12 protein-coding genes are annotated in these 17,407 nt (G+C 70.0%); 5 read left to right on the forward strand and 7 right to left on the reverse strand.

All coding sequences use genetic code 11. From position 1 onward, the window contains the following. Positions 1-5: 5 nt before the first annotated feature. The 4 genes from ACO073_RS19760 to ACO073_RS19775 all read right to left on the reverse strand — a co-directional run bounded on the left by ACO073_RS19760 (position 6) and on the right by ACO073_RS19775 (position 7,440). The gene (locus tag ACO073_RS19760) at positions 6-572 is read right to left on the reverse strand and encodes a type II toxin-antitoxin system VapC family toxin (RefSeq protein ID WP_421999574.1); all 567 of its coding nucleotides are present in this window, start codon (positions 570-572) and stop codon (positions 6-8) included. A 1-nt stretch (position 573) separates the two neighbouring features. Continuing rightward, entirely contained in the window at positions 574-921 is a 348-nt protein-coding gene (locus tag ACO073_RS19765) for a hypothetical protein (RefSeq protein WP_421999575.1), read from the reverse strand. A gap of 144 nt (positions 922-1,065) precedes the next feature. Next, positions 1,066-2,502 (reverse strand): DUF3987 domain-containing protein, encoded by a 1,437-nt coding sequence (locus ACO073_RS19770; RefSeq protein ID WP_421999577.1) that lies wholly within the window; start codon positions 2,500-2,502, stop codon positions 1,066-1,068. A gap of 657 nt (positions 2,503-3,159) precedes the next feature. Beyond that, positions 3,160-7,440, reverse strand: coding sequence for an autotransporter domain-containing protein (locus tag ACO073_RS19775; RefSeq protein WP_421999579.1), 4,281 nt, complete (start codon positions 7,438-7,440; stop codon positions 3,160-3,162). Positions 7,441-8,058: 618 nt separating this feature from the next. On the opposite strand from ACO073_RS19775, the gene ACO073_RS19780 reads away from it, so the two are divergent. From ACO073_RS19780 to ACO073_RS19800, 5 genes are all read left to right on the forward strand, one after another. Then, the gene (locus tag ACO073_RS19780; protein ID WP_421999580.1) at positions 8,059-9,954 is read left to right on the forward strand and encodes an autotransporter outer membrane beta-barrel domain-containing protein; all 1,896 of its coding nucleotides are present in this window, start codon (positions 8,059-8,061) and stop codon (positions 9,952-9,954) included. A gap of 70 nt (positions 9,955-10,024) precedes the next feature. After that, positions 10,025-10,270 (forward strand): type II toxin-antitoxin system Phd/YefM family antitoxin, encoded by a 246-nt coding sequence (locus tag ACO073_RS19785; protein WP_421999581.1) that lies wholly within the window; start codon positions 10,025-10,027, stop codon positions 10,268-10,270. Beyond that, positions 10,267-10,653, forward strand: a complete 387-nt coding sequence (locus ACO073_RS19790; protein ID WP_421999583.1) for a type II toxin-antitoxin system VapC family toxin — start codon at positions 10,267-10,269, stop codon at positions 10,651-10,653. The genes ACO073_RS19785 and ACO073_RS19790 overlap by 4 nt, the downstream gene beginning before the upstream one ends. Positions 10,654-11,144: 491 nt before the next feature. Further along, positions 11,145-11,915 (forward strand): ferredoxin--NADP reductase, encoded by a 771-nt coding sequence (locus ACO073_RS19795; protein ID WP_421999584.1) that lies wholly within the window; start codon positions 11,145-11,147, stop codon positions 11,913-11,915. Between the two features lie 154 nt (positions 11,916-12,069). Continuing rightward, positions 12,070-13,071, forward strand: coding sequence for a DUF808 domain-containing protein (locus ACO073_RS19800; RefSeq protein WP_421999585.1), 1,002 nt, complete (start codon positions 12,070-12,072; stop codon positions 13,069-13,071). A 136-nt stretch (positions 13,072-13,207) separates the two neighbouring features. Here ACO073_RS19800 and ACO073_RS19805 read toward each other — a convergent pair whose 3' ends face one another. The 3 genes from ACO073_RS19805 to ACO073_RS19815 all read right to left on the reverse strand — a co-directional run bounded on the left by ACO073_RS19805 (position 13,208) and on the right by ACO073_RS19815 (position 17,381). Beyond that, positions 13,208-13,591: a DoxX family protein gene (locus ACO073_RS19805; RefSeq protein WP_421999587.1), complete on the reverse strand. Its 384-nt coding sequence runs from the start codon at positions 13,589-13,591 to the stop codon at positions 13,208-13,210. Between the two features lie 211 nt (positions 13,592-13,802). Next, positions 13,803-16,298, reverse strand: a complete 2,496-nt coding sequence (locus tag ACO073_RS19810) for a TonB-dependent siderophore receptor (RefSeq protein ID WP_421999588.1) — start codon at positions 16,296-16,298, stop codon at positions 13,803-13,805. Positions 16,299-16,415: 117 nt separating this feature from the next. Beyond that, positions 16,416-17,381, reverse strand: a complete 966-nt coding sequence (locus ACO073_RS19815; RefSeq protein ID WP_421999590.1) for a FecR family protein — start codon at positions 17,379-17,381, stop codon at positions 16,416-16,418. Positions 17,382-17,407: the final 26 nt, after the last annotated feature.

Here is a 17,407-nt window from a genome sequence, read left to right on the forward strand (position 1 = left end):
CGACTTCATGTCCGACGATAGAAGAGCACCCGCCCGGCGGGGATGAGCTGAAGAAGGACATCGTAGTCGCCGACGTTCGAGGTGAGCACGACCAGGCCGAGCTTCTGCGCCTGCAGGAACAGGACGCAGTCCTGCAGGGCCCTCAGCCTGCCGTCCCCTCGATATCCCTGGACGCGACAGAGGATGCCCGAGAGCAGCGCGCCCCTTCCGAGGACCTCTACGTCCGGCGCAAAGACCCGATGAGGCGGCATTGCCTTGATCTGCCTACCGATCTCGACGACGACGCCGGCGGTCCGTCTGTCCGACGGATCGAGCACGCCGACCGTGTGCATCAGCTCCTGGATCGCGACCGTCGAATGATTGACCGGGCGCCGCGCGATCAGGTCATCCAGGACCGGGGGCGACCGATCCTGCATCTGGTCGATGTAGACACACGTATCGAGCAACAGGCCTTGACCGCCGGTCGACGCGGCATCGACGAAGGGCAGCGCGTCATCGTCCCGTCGCGCGAGAGTCCTTCGCGGATGGAAGCGCGCCCACCGCCGCGCCGCCTCGAAGTCGAACTCCGCCACGTCAGAAGCCGAGCTTCAGCTCCGGGTCGACCTTGCCGCGCGACGTCCTGAAGGCCTGCGCAAAGTTGTCCTCCAGCGCCACCGTCGCCAGGGCAAACTCGATCAGGTCGGTATCGGCCTCGATCCCCGTTTGCCGCTTGGCCTGCCGGACCAGGACCGGACTCACCCGGCCGCCGATACGGCCTCCCTTGCCGTGCAGGAGCCCGGCTTTCCGGGCGGCCTGCATGACCGCCTCGACGCGCGCCTCGCTTCCGCCGAGCTGGCCCGTCCCGCCCTCTCGGGTCAGCCTCGCGACGCGCCGTGCCGGCTTCGGGCCCGATGTCGCGGACTTGCCTGTCGTCTTTCCCATGGCAACACCGTTGTTGGACAAAGTGCCCATTTGTTCAACATAGCGCGCGAAAGGCGCCAATTCCAGAGGCCCACCGCCCCGCGTCCTGCTCCTCGCTCCTTCGCTGTCTCACCCAAGGGGGCAGTTCAGGTTGAATTAAGATAGTTACGCAAGTTTCGCTGATGGTTCTGGCCCCTCGACCAGCGCCGGATTGACCTCCCAGTGGGTGGTCGGCCGGCCGGGCCCGCCGCGGCGGGCGACATCGGGCTGGACGTAGCCCAACATCTGCAGGCGCCGCAGCGCGCTCTCGGTCTCTTCGGCCGTAGCGCTGAGGCTGAGCGCGCGGCGGCGGATGTCCTCGCGCGACACGGTGGCCGGCCGATGGTCGAGCAGCCATCGCGCCACGCGCCGCACGCGCCTCGTGTGGTCCGAGAGCTCGGCGCTGTCGAACACCGCGGCGGCATGCGGGCGGAAATAGTCGCGCCACAGGGCGGCAGCCGCCTCGACCTGCTCGGCGCCGATCGCCCCGGGCCGCGGCGTCCTGCCGTCGACGGTCGCCATCAACTCCAGCACGCCCGCGAGCCGCACGATCAGCGACCGGCTGCGGCCGAGCCACGCCGCCTCCAGCCCCTCGGCCGCCCGGCGATCCTCGTGCAGGCCGGCCAGGACCGTGTCGAGCGCGGCCCGCCCGCGGGCGTCGACGTCGAGCACGCAGGGATCGTCGGCCCCGCGCCCCAGCCGCGACAGCGCCCGCAGCCGCTGCAGGACCATCTCGTCCGTCGAGCGCTCGACGACGGCCAGCGCGCGGTAGGGCTGCGGCCCCGGCCAGGCGAACAGGAAGCGCGCCGCGACGCCGCCGTCGCCGGCCTCGAGCGCAGCCCTGAGCCGCTCCGGCCGGACCGTCTCCAGGAGGCTGAGCGCGAAGCGGTCAAGCGACCGCGCCGGACGGCGCAACGCGCCCAGGGTGAGCGGGTCCGCCGCCCAGCCGGCGAGCCAGCCGGCCATTCGACCGGCCCCGCCCTCGCCAGCCTCGCCGATCCAGTCGGCCGCGCCGTCGCGCCACAGCAGGATGCCGCGCGGGTTGCCGGCCACGATGTCCGCCAGCGCCGCCAGGAGACCCGGCCGGGCGGCCGGATCCTCGCCGCCGGTCGCCACGATCTGGGACGGCACGAAGGGGCTGTCCTCCCCGCTCTCCCGGCAACGCGCAGCGTGCGCTGCCCGCCGCTCCTCGTCGCCCAGCCGTCGTTCCTGCTCGATCGCCTCGAGCAGCCGGCGCATGGGCGCCAGCGCCGCCGACTTGCCCGACGAAGGCTCGCCGACCGCCGCCAGCCAGAGGACCAGCGGCTCGTCCCAGGCCGGCGTCACGCGGACCCGCACGCCCGCGCCGCACACGGAAGCGACGCCCGCCAGCACCGACTGCAGCACATAGTCGGCGGGCGCGCCGGTCGCCTGCTCGGTCTCGGCGATCCACTCGCGCCAGGGCGACGGAATCAGGGCCAGCGGGACCGAGGGCACGGGCCCCCGCCGGTCGTCGACGAGGCTGAGGTCGGGGTCGCGCCAGGCCGGCTCTTCGGCTCCGTCGTGATAGGTGTGGAAGGACATGGATCTCCTTTTCCCGAAAGGAACGAAAATAGAACATCTCAATAACTTAGTCAATAACTGGAGTGACATTCGTTGCTTCGAGCGCCGTCGAACGTGAACCTCCCAATGGCAGGAGGGTGAAATGGGAGCGCGGACCTCCCGGTCCGCTCATGATCATGAGGCGGACCGGGAGGTCCGCGCTGCAATGACGCTCCATGGAGTGGCGCGCCCCCAGCGAGGAGTCGCTGCAAGGCCGATGCTTGGGAATCTCGACGAACTCCCTGCAATGTCCGCGGGGGAGAACAGACGGCACCATCATTCACTTGGCCCCCGTGGGCGGCCCACATGGCTGGCGCTGTCAGCGGCGGCGGCTGCTTTGGCAACCGCCGGCACCGCCATCGCCCAGCAGGTCGGCGGCGGCATGATCCTGCCCGACGGCCAGGTCGTGAGCGAACCCGTCTACCGCCGCAACGGGACCACCGTGCCGTCGAACACGACCCGGTGGGCGCTTCGTCGCGCCGGCCAACACGATCCGCGGACTGACCGAGGCGCAGGTGCGCGACGTGCTCGCCCTGCCCTGCCTGCCCAACTCCCCGACCCTCGTTCAGGTGGCGGCCGGCACCTTCGCGGCCCGCGCGAGGTCGAGTTCCTGCCCGAGCGCCGGTCGGATGACGATGGCTACCAGGAAAATCTCAGGCCGATATTGAGGGCATGGTTGTCGGTACCCGATCCGATGTCGCCGTCGTAACGGAAGTAGATCTGGGTTGCCGTGGCGACACTGGTGCTGGCCTGGAAGCCGATCGCCGCCGCGTCGCGCTGCGGCGTCGCGCCATAGACAGTGAAGGCGCTGGCCGGCGCGCCGGCGAACGCCGCCGTGACCGGCCGGGCGGTGTCGGCGTACTCGTGCAGCCAGCCCAGGCGAAGCGCCATGTCGAGGGTCCGCGTGTCGCCCAGGCCGATCGACCCGTTGAGCTGGACTCCCAGGGTCGAGCGTACCGAGTTCGTCGTCTGCTGCTGCACGTCGAGGCTGAGGCTGTTGGCGCCCCATTCGCTGAACGCCGCCTGGTTGACGCTCATCACCTGCAGCCGGGCGAATGGCGTGATGGATGCGGCGGCCGGCGCATACACCGGCACCTGGTAGCCGATCTCGGCCTGGCCCAGGAACTGGTTGGCGCCGGTGCTGCCGTTGGCGGTGCGTGGCTGAAGGCCGGGAATCGAGATCTGCCGCTGCAGCTTGTTGTTGGCGTAGGCGTAGCCCGCCAGCAGGTCGGCATAGAAGCCCGCCATGGTGAACGAACCGTAGGCCGCCACGCTCACCGCATTGGTCCAGCCCTTGCCCTGGAAGCTGTCGGCCCATTGCGTGCCGGTAGCGTAGCCCGCGGCGATGCCCAGGAGCAGGTTCGGCATCACGCGATAGTCGATGCCGGCCGCCGCACCGCCGAGATTGTAGGTGAAGGTCTGGCTGTTGCCGTCGCCCTGCACCGAGCCGAAACCGCCGAGGCCGCTCGCCCAGACGCTGAACGGGCTGGCGCCATCGCAGGCCTCGACGTCGCAGGCCTGGGCCAGCGCCAGGCGCTGGCCGCTGCCCTGCCCGCCGCGCGCCATCGCCATCTGCTGGCCGAGTGCGTTCATGAACAAAGTGTTGCCGGCAAGATTGGCCGTGCCGAAGTCGGCATAGGGCTGCCCGCTGATCTGGTTCAGCATGTAGGGGCCCTGTTGCGTATTGAGGCCCGCCAGGGCGCCGATCACGGTGGCGAAGTCGCCGGTGGCGGAGGCGTAGGATTGGTCGAGGGCGCCCCCGACGGCGCGCTGGTTCCCGGTACTGCCGCCGAAGCCCGAGAAGGCATTGCCCTGCAGGGCCAGGGTCAGGAAGACGTTGTTCGCGTCGTACGACAGCGACGGCGTCAGGAACGCGAAGTTGCTGGTGACGCCGGCGTAGCTGCCGCTGACCCCGCCGCGGGCGCTCACGATCGTGTAGGTGGTGCTGTTGCCGTAGCTGCCCGGCGCCGCCACGAGCTGCACCGTCGTGCCGCCGATGGTTGCCGTGCCGGTGACGTTGATGCGGTCGCTCTGGCCCTGCGGGTTGGCCTCGACGACGTAGGTGCCGCCGCTCTGCGCGAGGTTGCCGCCGACGTTCAGCGTGCCGATGGAGTTGCCGGGCGCGATGGTGGCGCCGTTGGACACCAGCCCGCCGATCATGCCGTTGCCGCCGATCGTGCTGCCGCTGTCCAGCGTCACGGTGCTGGCGAGCGAGCCGTTCACCACCAGGCTGCTGCCCGTCACCGTGGTCGGGCCGGTGTAGAGGTTGTTGCCGGTGATCGAGAGGAGGCCGCCGCCCTGCAGACGGACGCCGCCCGTGCCCGTCATGGCGCCGGCATAGGTTCCGCTGCCGGTCTGTTCGAACACGACCGACCCGTTGTTGACGATGTCGCCCTGCAGGCTCGCGCTGTTGCCCTGCAGGACGCCGCCGCCGATCGTCGTGCCGCCGGTGTAGCTGTTGACGCCGGTGAAGCTGATCGCTCCGCTGCCACCGATCACCAGCGCACCGCTGCCCGACATGTTGCCGGCGTAGGTGCCGTTACCCGCCTGGTTGAACGACACCGTGGCATTGTTGACGATGTCGCCCTGCAGCGACGTGGTCGTGCCCTGCAGGATGCCGCCCGTCACCGTCGTGCCGCCCGCGTAGCTGTTGCTGCCCGAGAGGATCAGCGTTCCGGCGCCGCTCTTGGTCAGGCTGCCGCTGCCCGACATGGCGCCGCCGTAGGTGCCGCTGGTCGCCTGGCTGAAGATGACGCCGGCGTTGTTTGTGATGTTGCCCTGGAGGCTGGCGGCGTTGCCCTGCAGCGTGCCGCCCGACACCGTCGTGCCGCCCGCATAGGTGTTGAACCCGCTGAGGATCAGCGTGCCGGTTCCGATCTTGGTCAGGCTGCCCGCACCGCCGATCGCACCGCCGAGTGTCAGGCTGTTGGCCTGGGTGTCGACCGTGCCGGCGCCATTCACCGTCATGGCGTTGCCGACCGTCAGGCCGTTGGCGGCCGCCTGCAGGGTCGTGCCGGCCGCGAAGGTGAGCCCGCCGGTGCCGAGCGCGCTGCCGTTGCCGATCCCCAGCGTGCCGGCATTCAGGGTGGTGCCGCCGGCATAGGTGTTGACGCCGCTCAGCGTCAGCGTGCCGCTGCCGGCCTTGACCAGACCGCCGTTGCCGCCGGCGGCGTCGATGATGCCGGCGAAGACGGTCGAGGCCGCCGAACCCGCCGTGAGGCTGTTGTTGCCCAGCCGTACCGCGCTGCCCGCGACGCCGCTCAGGGCCTGGATCGTCTTGGCGCCGGCGCCGGCCGATATGTCGAACACGGTCGACGCGCCAGCGAGGTTGATGCCGCTGGAGGCGGCGATGCTGCCGCCGCCCGACAGGGCCAGGGTGCCGGCATTGACGGTCGTGGCACCGGTATAGGTGTTGGTCCCGGTGAGGATGAGCGTGCCATCACCGGTCTTGGCCAGCGTTCCGGTGTTGCTGATGGTGCCGCCGACGGTAAGTGTGGTGCCGGTCACCGTCTCGAAGGTACCGGCGCCGTTCAGCACCACGTTGCGCGCCGTGCCGAAGCTCGCCGTCGTCCGCAGCGTACCGCCGTTGAAGCCGATGTTCCCGGCCGCATCGCCGAGATTGGCGTTGGCCGAAACCGAGAGCGTGCCGCCGTTGACGGCGGTGCCGCCCTGGTAGGTGTTGGCGCCCGTCAGGGTGAGCGTGCCGGCGCCGGTCTTCCTCAGGCGGCCGGCGCCGCCGATCGCCCCGCTCATCGTGGCATTGAAGCCGTTGGTGTCGAGGTTGCCGCCGCCGGCATCGAGCGTGACCGTACGGGCCGTGTCGAAGGACGCATCCCAGCGCAGCCCGCCGCCGCTGCCGCCGCCGGTGCCGAAGGTCAGGGTGTTGGCGGCGTTGCCCAGCGCGCCGTCCGACGCGACGGCGAACGCGCCGCCGTTGATCTGCCAGGCCATGGCGGCCGCGGTCGTTCCGGTCAGGACCCAGGTGTTGCTGGTCCCCTTGCGAAAGACGTTGAAGCCCTGGTACTGCGCGGCGGCGCCGACGCTCGACATGTCGAAGCTGATCGTCCCGCTGCCGCCGAAATTGAGGATGTTCGTGACGCCGGTGGCGACGACGTTGCCGACGATCACCGAGCTTTCCGTGATCTGCAGGCTGTTCTGCGTGCCGCCGGAGAAGGTGATGGCGTTGGCGCGCGTCACGCCGTCGCCGGACAGGCCGCCCGCGATCGTGCCGAAGTTCGCGACCGCAATGTCGGTGCCGAAGATCGCGACCCCGCCGGCGCCGGCCGTGCCGTCGCCGACCGTGCCGATGCCGCCCGCGCCGCCGGCGCCGCCGGTGATGGTCCCGGAATTGATGAAGAGGGACACGACCGCGCCGGTGAACTGGACCGCACGGCCCCCGTCCCCGCCATTGCCGCCGCGACCGTCCGCGGCATTGCCGCCGGCGCCGCCGGCACCGCCCAGGATCGACGCGCCTTCCGCGTTGCCCTGGATTCCGGTGCCCGAGCTGATCGCGCCGTAGCCGCCCGCACCGCCGCCGCCCGCACCGCCGATCGCATTGCCGCCCCGGCCACCGCTGCCGCCCGTGAGCGTGCCGGTCTCATTCTGCAGCGAGCCGGTGGTGAGGGCCTGGAAGCCACCGCCGCCACCACCGCCGCCGCCAATGCCTGCGACGCCGTCGCCACCGTTGAGGCTTCCCGACGTTCCGCCGGTGCCGCCGGACGCGCCCGCGGCGCCGACGCCGCCGGCGCCGCCGCTGGTGTCGCCGCCGCCGCCGCCGCTGTCTCCGGTGCCGGCGCCGCCCACTGCACCGAAGCCGGCCCCACCCGCGCCGCCGGTACCGCTGCTGCCATCGCCGCCGTCGCCGCCGCGCGCCCAAGCGGGCGAGAATGGTGAAACGACCGTAAGCGCGGTCGAGGACATCAGGACCAACGACACCCAGGCGGCCGCCGGCAACAATCCGGCCGCGCGCCAGGGGGCGCAACCGGGACGCGAAAGGACGCTATACATTCAACTCGATGGACCCCAAAGACCGCGGCATCTTGGGGGTGACGCCAGCACGGTTCAACAAAAGTCGCCTGCAGCGAAGCTGCGAAGAGTGGCTTCAAGAGCCACGATGACGAAATCATCATCTCGGGCGGCTCCGCCCCGAGATCGTCGGCACCGATTCGCTCAAGGCCGAACTCGCGACCGTCGTGAAGACCCGCCTCGCCGCCCACGAACATCCGCGCGAGGTCGAGTTCCCGCGCGAGCTGCCGCTCGCCACGACGGGGAAGATCCTGCGGCGGGCCGGAGCGCGGACTCCCGGTCCGCTCATGATCATGAGGCGGACCGGGAGGTCCGCGCTCCAATGACGCGCCAAGGAGTGGCGCGCCCCCAGCAATGAGTTTTTGCCGGGTGCGCGGCACTCCGTGCCGCTCTTCTTGCTCGGCTCCACACCGCATGAGCGTCACTGGAGTGACGCGCTCCCGGCGAGGAGTCGTTGCAAGGCCGATACTTGGGAATCTCGACGAACTCCCTACAATGTCCGCGGGGGAGAGCATGACGGCACCATCATTCACTTGGCTCCCGCGGCGGCCGACGTTGCTGGCGCTGGCAGCCGCCGCGGCCGGCTCGGTTGCCACCACCGACACCGCCCTCGCCCAGCAGGTCGTGGGCGGCATGATCCTGCCCGACGGCCAGGTCGTGACCGGACCCGTCTACCGGCGCAACGGAACGACCGTGCCGTCGATCACGACCGGCGCCGGCGCCAACCTCTATATCGGCAGCGTGCCGCCGACCGCGTCGTTCGTCGCCGGTGCGCCGGCCGCGGTCGTGCGCACGTCGGTGCCGACGCTCTACGTGCGCGTCTACACGGCCGGCGTCACCAACCCGGTCGGCGGCTTCATCGCGCCGTCCAACACGATCCGCGGGCTGACCGAGGCGCAGGTGCGCGACGTGCTGGCCCTGCCCTACCTGCCCAACTCGCTGACCCTCGTGCAGGTGCCGGCCGGCACCTGCATCCTGTTCGGCCAGGCTGCGCCCATCACCGGCACGTTCGCGGCCAATCCGCCGTCCATCCCGACGCCGGGACCGTGGGGCAATGGCGGCGTGCTGCAGGGCAGCCTGATCGGCAGGTCGAGCAGCGCCAACTGCCAGAACCCCGCCTTCCTGCCGGCGGCGCGCTACATGAACCGGCAGTCGATCAACGGCTATGCGCTCGCCTACCGGCCCAACGCCGGCGTCGGCAACACCTACGCGGTCGCGGCCGCCCTCGATGTCGGCGCCTTCCCGGCCCAGTTCTCCGACATGGACACGATCTACAACAGCCTCGACGTGCTGAACTACGGCGCGCCGGATTCCCTGCAGGCGGCGCTGAAGCAGCTCGACGGCGAGTCCTATGCCGACTTCGGCTACCTGCAGATGATGGCCGGGCGGGTCTTCCTCGACGTGATGCACCAGCAGATGCGCGCCGCCCGCACGCGGCGCCTGCCGCCGTCGGCGAGCACGGCCGGCGGGGCCGCGGCGCCGCCGCTCAGCCTCACCGACCCGCCGGCGCCCGCCGTCGATGTCGCCGACCTGAAACGGCCCTTCGCAGGCGCGGGCGCAGGCGCCCGGCGGACCGAGGCCGGCGGCGTGTGGCTGGCTCCCTACGGCGCCCGCGGTGCGCTCTACGGCGATGCCCTGACGCACAGCACCACCTACGCGCTCTACGGCTTCGCGGCCGGCGCCGACCTCGAGATCCTCGAGGACCTGCGGCTGGGCGGCGCGCTCGGCTATTCGAGCACCGGCCTGTCCACCAGCCTGCCCGCCTCCGGCACCAACGAGGCCTTCTCCGTGGCGGCCTATGCGAGCTACGCGCCCGGGCCGTGGTACGTCGATGCCGCCCTGGGCTACGCCTACAACTGGGGGAGCCTGACGCGGACCATCGCCTATCCCGGCGTCTTCCGCACCGCCGAGGGGAGCCCGACGGCCGGCCAGTTCATCGGCAGCGCCGAAGGCGGCTGGGGCTTCGCCCTGGCCCCGAGGATCGCGCTGACGCCGTTCGCCCGGGTCGAGGTCGCGGCGACCAGCCAGAACGCCTTCACCGAGACCGGCGCCGGCGCGATCAGCCTTTCCGCCGCGGCCGCGAGCACGACGGGCGTGCGCAGCATCGTCGGCCTCGAACTGTCCGGCGCCGTCGAGCTCGGCGCGGCGCAGGACCTGTCGATGGCGCTGCGCCTCGGCTGGGCCCACGACTATGCCGACCTGTCGGGTTCGCTCAGCGCCCGCTTCGTCGGCAAGCCCGACACCGGCTTCACGGTCTACGGACCCACGCCCGACCGCAACGCCGCGACCGTGGGCGTGAGCCTCGCAATGCCCTTCGTCCTCGGGCAGGCCTTCCTGAACTACGATGCCAGCCTGGCGCAGGGCTACACCGCGCATGCCGCGACGATGGGGCTGAAGATCGTGTTCTGAGGCGGCGGCCGCACTTCCATTCCCGGATCAATAGACTTAGTTGAGTAAACTAAGTCATGGAGCCACTGCCATGCGCAAGGTCAACATCCACGAGGCCAAGACCCACCTGTCCCGCCTCGTCGAGCGGGCGGCAAAGGGCGAGGGCTTCATCATCGCGAAAGCCGGGAAGCCACTGGTCAAGGTCGTGCCCTTGTCTGCCCGGGAGGCGCCCGCGATACGCCGACTCGGCTTCCTGGCCGGGGAGATTTCGGTGCCCGACGACTTCGACCGTATGGGGCGGGACGAGATCGCGACGACCTTCAGCGGCGACAAATGACCCTGCTGGTCGACACGCACCTGCTGTTGTGGGCGGCCGGCGAGCCGCAGAAGCTGCCGAGAAAAGCGCGCCGCCTGCTCGACGATCCCGGCACCGCGCTCTGGTTCAGCGCGGCAAGCCTGTGGGAAGTGGCGATAAAGCATGGCCTGGGCCGCGAGGATTTCCGCGTCGAGCCGCGCCGGCTGCGCCGCGGGCTGATCGACAATGGCTGGCGCGAGCTGGCGATCACGAGCGAGCACGCGGTCGCCGCCGGCGACCTGCCGGTGCTTCACAAGGATCCGTTCGACCGCATGCTGGTCGCCCAGGCCCGGGTGGAGGGGCTCACGCTCGTCACGTCGGATGCCTCCGTCGCCCGCCATGACGGCAATGTCCTGAAGGTCTGAGGGCACGGCCGACGGTAGCGGACGGCGGCGTCCGATGCGCGGTTCGACACGGCCGACGAGTCCTTGAAGCTCCTCTCCGTCGCTCGCGGAAAGGAAGGCGGCAGAGGGATCGCGGACGGCCTTCGCGGCCCCCTCTCCCAACCTCTCCCCCTCGCGGGTCAGGGCTATCGCATTTGATCAATTTCTCCGTCATCCCGAGCGGCTCCGCCTGAAGGGCGGCGAAGTCGAGGGACCTTTCTTGTCGGCACTGCGCCAAAAAAAGGTCCCTCCACTCCGCCGCGCTACGCGCGGCTTCGGTCGGGATGACGGGGATTTGCGGTCAAATGCGACAGCCCCGCCATCGCGGGGGAGAGGAACATGACGGTGATCGAGCGGGTGCGGCCGAAGGCGCCTTGGAAGGCCGGCCCGCGGCGGCTATATCAACCACAGCCACCGCCAATTCCCACAATCCGAGCAATGTCAGCCGGGCCTGCCGCCCGCGGAGGCGCGTTTTGAGTGCGTTGAGGAACGAGATCGTGCAGTCGGTCCACCACTGGACCGACGAGTTGTTCAGCTTCCGGACCACCCGCGACAAGGGCTTCCGGTTCGCCAGCGGCCAGTTCGCCATGATCGGGCTCAGGATCGAGGGCAAGCCGCTGCTGCGCGCCTACTCGATCGCCAGCGCCCACTACGACGACGAGCTGGAGTTCTTCTCCATCAAGGTGCCGGACGGGCGGCTGACCTCGCGGCTGAAGGACCTGGCGCCCGGCGATTCGATCCTGGTCGGGTCGAAGGCCACCGGCACGCTGCTGCTCGACAGCCTGACGCCGGGCCGCAACCTCTACCTGCTGGGCACTGGCACCGGCCTCGCGCCCTTCCTGTCGATCGTGCGCGACCCCGAGGTCTACGAGCGCTTCGAGAAGGTGGTGCTGGTCCATGGCTGCCGCCACGTGCGCGACCTCGCCTACCGTTCGAAGCTGGCCGACGAGCTGCCGGCCGACGAGATCCTGGGCGATCTGGTGCGCGACAAGCTGGTCTACTATCCGACGGTGACGCGCGAACCGTTCAGGTATCGTGGCCGCATCTCCCACCTGATCGAGAACGGGACGCTGGCGCGCGACGTCGGCCTGCCGCCGATCGGCGCCAAGGACGACCGCTTCATGCTGTGCGGCAGCGTCCAGATGCTGGCCGACATCCGCGCCCTGCTCGAGGGCGCCGGCCTCGCCGAGGGCAGCACGACGACCCCGGGCCAGTTCGTGGTAGAAAAGGCCTTCGTGGACTGATCGAAGCCGGCGGCGCGGCCCTGACGTCGCCGACGGCCCCGCGAAGGATCAGGGCCTCACGATCCGGCACCGATGGAGCCCCTGTGCGTTGTAGCCCGCGGGACCATCGCGCCGGCAGGACGTGGTCGCCTGGAAGATCGACGAGCGGGGATTCATGAGCGTTGGCCTGATGGCTCTCTTCGACGACGTTGCGACGCTGGCGAAAACCGCGGCCGCCTCGGTCGACGACGTCGCCGGGCAGGCGGCCAAGGCCGGCTCGAAGGCCGCGGGCGTGGTCATCGACGATACGGCCGTCACGCCGCGCTACCTCGTCGGCTTCAGCGCGGCGCGGGAGCTGCCGATCATCGGCAAGATCGCCCTCGGCTCGCTCCGCAACAAGCTCCTGATCCTGCTGCCGGCGGCGCTGGCCTTCAGCTTCCTGCTGCCCCAGGCGATCACGCCGCTCCTGATGCTGGGCGGCGCCTATCTCTGCTACGAGGGCGCGGAGAAGGTCTATGCCGTCCTGTTCCCGCACGGCGCGCACGCCCACGAGGCGAAGCTGGAGACGGTGGCCATCGACGCCCGGACCTTCGAGGACGAGAAGGTCGCCAGCGCCATCAAGACCGATTTCATCCTGTCGGCCGAGATCATGGCGATCACGCTGGCGGCGATTCCCGGCGGCAGCTTCGTGAACCAGGCGCTGGTCCTCGCCATCGTCGGCGCGGGCATCACGGCGGCCGTCTACGGCGTCGTCGCCCTGATCGTCAAAGCCGACGACCTCGGCCTGGCGCTGGCCGGCCTGTCGCCGGCCTCCGCCTTCGCCGCGCCGCTGCGCCTCGCCGGCCGCGCGCTCGTGCGGGGCATGCCCTGGCTGCTCGGCGGCCTGAGCCTCCTCGGCACCGCCGCCATGATCTGGGTCGGCGGCGGCATCGTCCTCCACGGGCTGGAAGAATTCGGGCTGGGCGGACCCGCCCATGTGCTGCAGGACGCGGGCGCCGCCGTCGCGCGCGCCGTTCCCGCGGCCGGCGCCTTCGCGGCCTGGCTGGTGGAAGCCGCCGGCGCCGGCGTGGTCGGCTTCGCCCTCGGCCTGCTGGCCATCCCGCTGACCAGCCGGGTGCTGTCGCCGCTGTGGCGGCAGGTCAAGGCGATGATCCGGCGCAGGCGCACACCGACGTAACGGGCGATGCTCTACAGCGGGATGAGATGAGGTGGAATCGCTTGCGATTCCACCTCATCTCATCCGCGCGTACGACTGTCGTAGGTTGCCGGAGGGCATGATGAGATTGGCTGTTTCCAGCCAATCTCATCATGCTTTAGGTCCGCAGCGGCAGCAATGCCCGGATCAGCGGGTAGCGCAGGAACAGCCCGCCCCACGCGAGGAGCGCAATCACCAGGCAGACGATCTGCGGCGGACTGACGAAGCCGCCGGTGCGGAAATGGACGCAGATCGCACCGCCGAAGAAGCCGGTGATGAGGATCGCGCCCAGCACCGCCGTGCGCGGATAGGCGTAGAGGGCAGCGCACGCGAGCATCATGACGCCCAGGATCGGCGCGCGCTCGGGCGGAAAGCCCTCGGCTTCCATGGTCGCCTTCAGCAGCTCGGGCCAGAACAGATTCACCGCCGCATCGGCGAGGAGCACGAGGACGACCAGGCCGCTGAGGACGCGGCCCGTCCAGATCTGCATGTTGCCACTCATCGAAGACTCCCGAACCACGCGTCCCTGGACGCGCCTCGGGACCGGACGGACGCGCCCATATCGGACGTCGGCCGGGGTTGCAAGGGGATGCGACGGCTCCGAAGGACGGGTCTTCCTTGCCGTCGCCTCGACGATCCGGCGGCTGGTCGTCGACGCAAGGCCTCTCCTCTCCGCTTCGCTCCGGTCGAGACGGCGGCTCCGTTCGGTCGGATCAGAAATCCGCGGTCAACGACAGGCGGAAGGTGCGCGGCGTGCCCTGCACCAGGTAGCTGTTGGTCACGGTCGCCCAGTAGTTCGTGTCGAGCAGGTTGTCGATGTTGAAGCGGAAGATGAGAGGCTGCCCGGTCGGACTCGTGGCACTCTCCAGTGTGTAGCGGGCGCCGACATCGAGGCGCGCCCAATCGGGAATGGTCCGACGAGGCCAGGTCGTGTCGACGTATTGCACGCCGGTGTAGATGACGCGGCCATTGAGGGTCAGGCCGCGAGCGAACGGCGTGTCCCATTCGCCGCCAAGATTGAGCTGAACGCCCGGCACGCCGGGCGCCCGCCAGCCGTCGGTCAGCCCGCCTGCCGTCTTCGCCAGCACGGCATTGATAAGCATGATGCCGCCGAGCAGGCGGACGCCCTCGGCGGGCTCGCCGAACAGATTGAGCTCGAGGCCCTGGTTGCGCTGCTCGCCGTTGGCCGAAAGGGTGTTGGTCGCCGTGTTCGTGATGGTGCTGGGCTGCGTGATCTGGAAGATATTCGCGGTCGTGCCGAACTTGCCCCAGTCGACCTTCACGCCGACCTCGAACTGGGTCGACTTGTACGGTGGCAGGATCTGCCCGGCATTGGCGAAGGCCGTCCCGACGATCGTGCCCTGCTGAAGTCCCTGGATGAAGTTGCCATAGATGGAAACGTTGCTCCACGGCTTGAACACCAGGGCCGCCGACGGACTGAACGCGCTCTGGGAATAGTTGGACGTCTGCACGCCGCTCGTCACGTTGTAGTTGGCCGCGTCGATGCCCTGGAAGCGTCCACCGACCGTGAGCTGGATGCGCTTCGCAGCCGCCGACAACGTATCGGCAAAGGCTATGCTGGACAGCGTGCCGGTGCTGCTCTTGCGCGCGGGGGGGTCGCCGAGGTTCGGTCGCGGCACGAAGGTCGGCGTGTAGATGCTCGACGCGAAGGCCGTGCCGTTGACGAAGCCGTAGCCTTGCGCCTGCTGGTACGTCGTCGCGCTGACGGCAAGCTCGTGGTCGATCGGGCCGGTGTCGACCAGCGCCCGCACGCCGACCTCTCCCGTCCATGCGTCGTAGTAGTCGTTCTCGACGTTGGGCCTCTGGGTGGTGCTGCCGTTGACGTTGACGATGGTCGGGAAGCCTCCCGTCAGATAGGTGTTGCGACTGTCGATCGTGCCGTACGCCGCGTAGGCGGTGACGTTCTCGAACAGATCGATTTCGCCCCGGACGGCACCGAACACGTCAGCGCGCTGGTAGTAGCCCCAAGGCTGACCGAAATTGTTGCTGAGCGTCGGCACGCCGGGGATCGGCACTCCCGCCGCCACGATCGGCATGGCCACGAGCCAGCCGACCTTCTGGTACTGGTAGCCGAAGTCGCCCGAGAGGCGGACACGCTCGCCGCGGAAGTCGACGCCGAGAGACGCCAACGCCAGCTCGTCGGTATTGCCGGATATGGCTGTCTGGCCACCGCGATAGACGCCATTGAAGCGCACGCCGAACTGCTTGTCCTGGCCGAAGCGGCGGCCGACATCGGCATGCGCGCCGAACTGCGCGGCCGAGGCATAGCTTGCCGTGAGTTGAGTCAGGGGCTCGTCGGGCGCCCGCTTCGGCACGAGATTCACGGTGCCACCGATGGAGCCGTTCGGCGCCATGCCGTTCAGCATCGCGCTCGGTCCCTTGAGGACCTCCACCCGTTCGGGCAGCTCGGCGGGCACGGTGACGCGCGGCAGGATTCCGTAGAGGCCGCCGAACGTGTAGTCGCCGCTGTTCACCCTGAAGCCTCGGATGGTGAGGTCGTCGCGCGTGCCATTGCCCGATGCCCAGACGCCGCGCACCGACGGGTCGTCGATCAGCACGTCCTTGACCGACTGGGCCTGCTGGTTCTGCGCCTTCTTCGCGGTGTAGCTCGTCTGATTAAACGGCGTGTCCATGACGTCGCGATTGCCCAGCAGGCCGAGCTGGCCGCCGGTCGCCACCTGCCCTCCCGCATAGGGTGGCGGCAGGTTGTCGATCATCGCCTGCGCCGGCACCGGGAACGCGCCCTGGACCTGAACCGGATCGAGTTGGATGGCGCCGGTCGGCGCTGCAACGGCGGAAACCGTGACGGCCCTCGCCGAAGTGAACTGATAGAAAAGGCCGCTCGCCCCGAGCAGCTGGCGCAGCGCCCGTTCGGGCGTCATCGTGCCGCTCACCGCGACGCTGGTCTTGCCGGCCGCGGCCGCCGGATCGAACGCGACCTGCAGGCCGGACTGCCGCCCGAAAGCCGTCAACGCCTGCGGCAGAGGCTGCGCCGGAAGGTCGAACGAAGCGGTGCGGTCCCTTTGCGCTTCGAGCCGAGGTGGAATCGTCGGCCGGTCGTCCTGCGCGGCGGCGGGCGCCGCAAGGGCCGAGGCCGCGACGATGGCTGCAACCGCCAGGCCGCATGCCTGCCCCGCCGCTGCGCGCGCACGCACGCGCCGCCGCTCCGTCCGGTCGATCGAGATCACGTCCAGCTCCCTACATGGCGTGCGCATCGGGCGGCGGCAGCACACATGGGAGAGACTCGCGACCCGTGCGCGATTCAAGGGGGGGCGCCGCGTTTTCTCGCGCGGGGCGATGGGCGCTCAACGCGCCGAAATCACCACGAGGTAGGGCGTGATGCGGGTGACCGTCCCGTTGTGCGTCCGCACGGCAGCCTGCAACGCCTCGATCGGTTGGCGGAGATCGAACACGCCCGAGATCCGTTGCCCGGCCAGCGCGCTGTCGCGCAGCACGATCACGCCGCGATAGTGCCGGCCGAACTCGGCGACCACCTCCGCGACGGTCGCCTTGTCGACGATCAGCCGACGCTCCCGCCACGCGGCGACATCGGCGGGCTCGATCTCCGACCGGGCGAACCGGCCGGACTTGCTCTCGATCTCGAGCCGGTCGCCGCGCGTCAACGTCGCCCGGTCGCCGCCGCCTCCGAGCGCGACCGCGACGGTGCCCGACCGTACCGCGACGGACAGAGTGCCCGGGGACAGGGCCACATCGAACGCCGTGCCGAGGACGGTCACCCTGGCGTCGCCCGCGACGACCACGAACGGCCGGTCGGCAGCCGGCACGACGTCGAAGAATGCCCGGCCCGCCAGCAACACGACCTCGCGCCGGCCTGCGGCATAGCGCACGGCAATCGCGCTCTCGGCATCGAGGGACACGACGCTGCCATCGTCCAGGGTGACGGAGCGCAGCTCGGCCGTGGCCGTGCGGTGGTCCGACGCCAGCCAGAGCTGGACGGTCGGCAGGAACAGAAGGGCAAGGCAGGCGGCCAGCGCGACCGCCGCGAAGGCAGCCCTGCGACGCCATGGCCGCGGCCGATGCGCGCCCGCGCCGAGGATCGCGCCCCGGGGATCGGCATAGTCCGCGGGCAGGGCATCGGCGACGCGCGCCAGGCGCTCGACCTCGCGCCACGCCGACCTGTGCGCATCGCTGTTCGCAAGCCAGGCGTCCCGCGCCGCCCGCAAGGCGTCGTCGCCGGGCGCCGCCTCGATGCGAAGACGCCAGTCGACCGCTTCGGCCAGCAATTCGTCTTCAGTCGAGTCGCCTGTCATCCCCACCAACGGATCATGCGCGCGGC

It is taken from the genome of Reyranella sp., from assembly GCF_965229815.1.
GTDB lineage: Bacteria > Pseudomonadota > Alphaproteobacteria > Reyranellales > Reyranellaceae > Reyranella.

Coding starts and splice junctions, on each gene's coding strand:
- ACO073_RS19765 (WP_421999575.1), bottom strand. CDS start 921: ATGGGAAAGACGACAGGCAAGTCCGCGACATCGGGCCCGAAGCCGGCA.
- ACO073_RS19770 (WP_421999577.1), bottom strand. CDS start 2,502: ATGTCCTTCCACACCTATCACGACGGAGCCGAAGAGCCGGCCTGGCGC.
- ACO073_RS19775 (WP_421999579.1), bottom strand. CDS start 7,440: ATGTCCTCGACCGCGCTTACGGTCGTTTCACCATTCTCGCCCGCTTGG.
- ACO073_RS19780 (WP_421999580.1), top strand. CDS start 8,059: ATGACGGCACCATCATTCACTTGGCTCCCGCGGCGGCCGACGTTGCTG.
- ACO073_RS19785 (WP_421999581.1), top strand. CDS start 10,025: ATGCGCAAGGTCAACATCCACGAGGCCAAGACCCACCTGTCCCGCCTC.
- ACO073_RS19790 (WP_421999583.1), top strand. CDS start 10,267: ATGACCCTGCTGGTCGACACGCACCTGCTGTTGTGGGCGGCCGGCGAG.
- ACO073_RS19800 (WP_421999585.1), top strand. CDS start 12,070: ATGAGCGTTGGCCTGATGGCTCTCTTCGACGACGTTGCGACGCTGGCG.
- ACO073_RS19805 (WP_421999587.1), bottom strand. CDS start 13,591: ATGAGTGGCAACATGCAGATCTGGACGGGCCGCGTCCTCAGCGGCCTG.
- ACO073_RS19815 (WP_421999590.1), bottom strand. CDS start 17,381: ATGACAGGCGACTCGACTGAAGACGAATTGCTGGCCGAAGCGGTCGAC.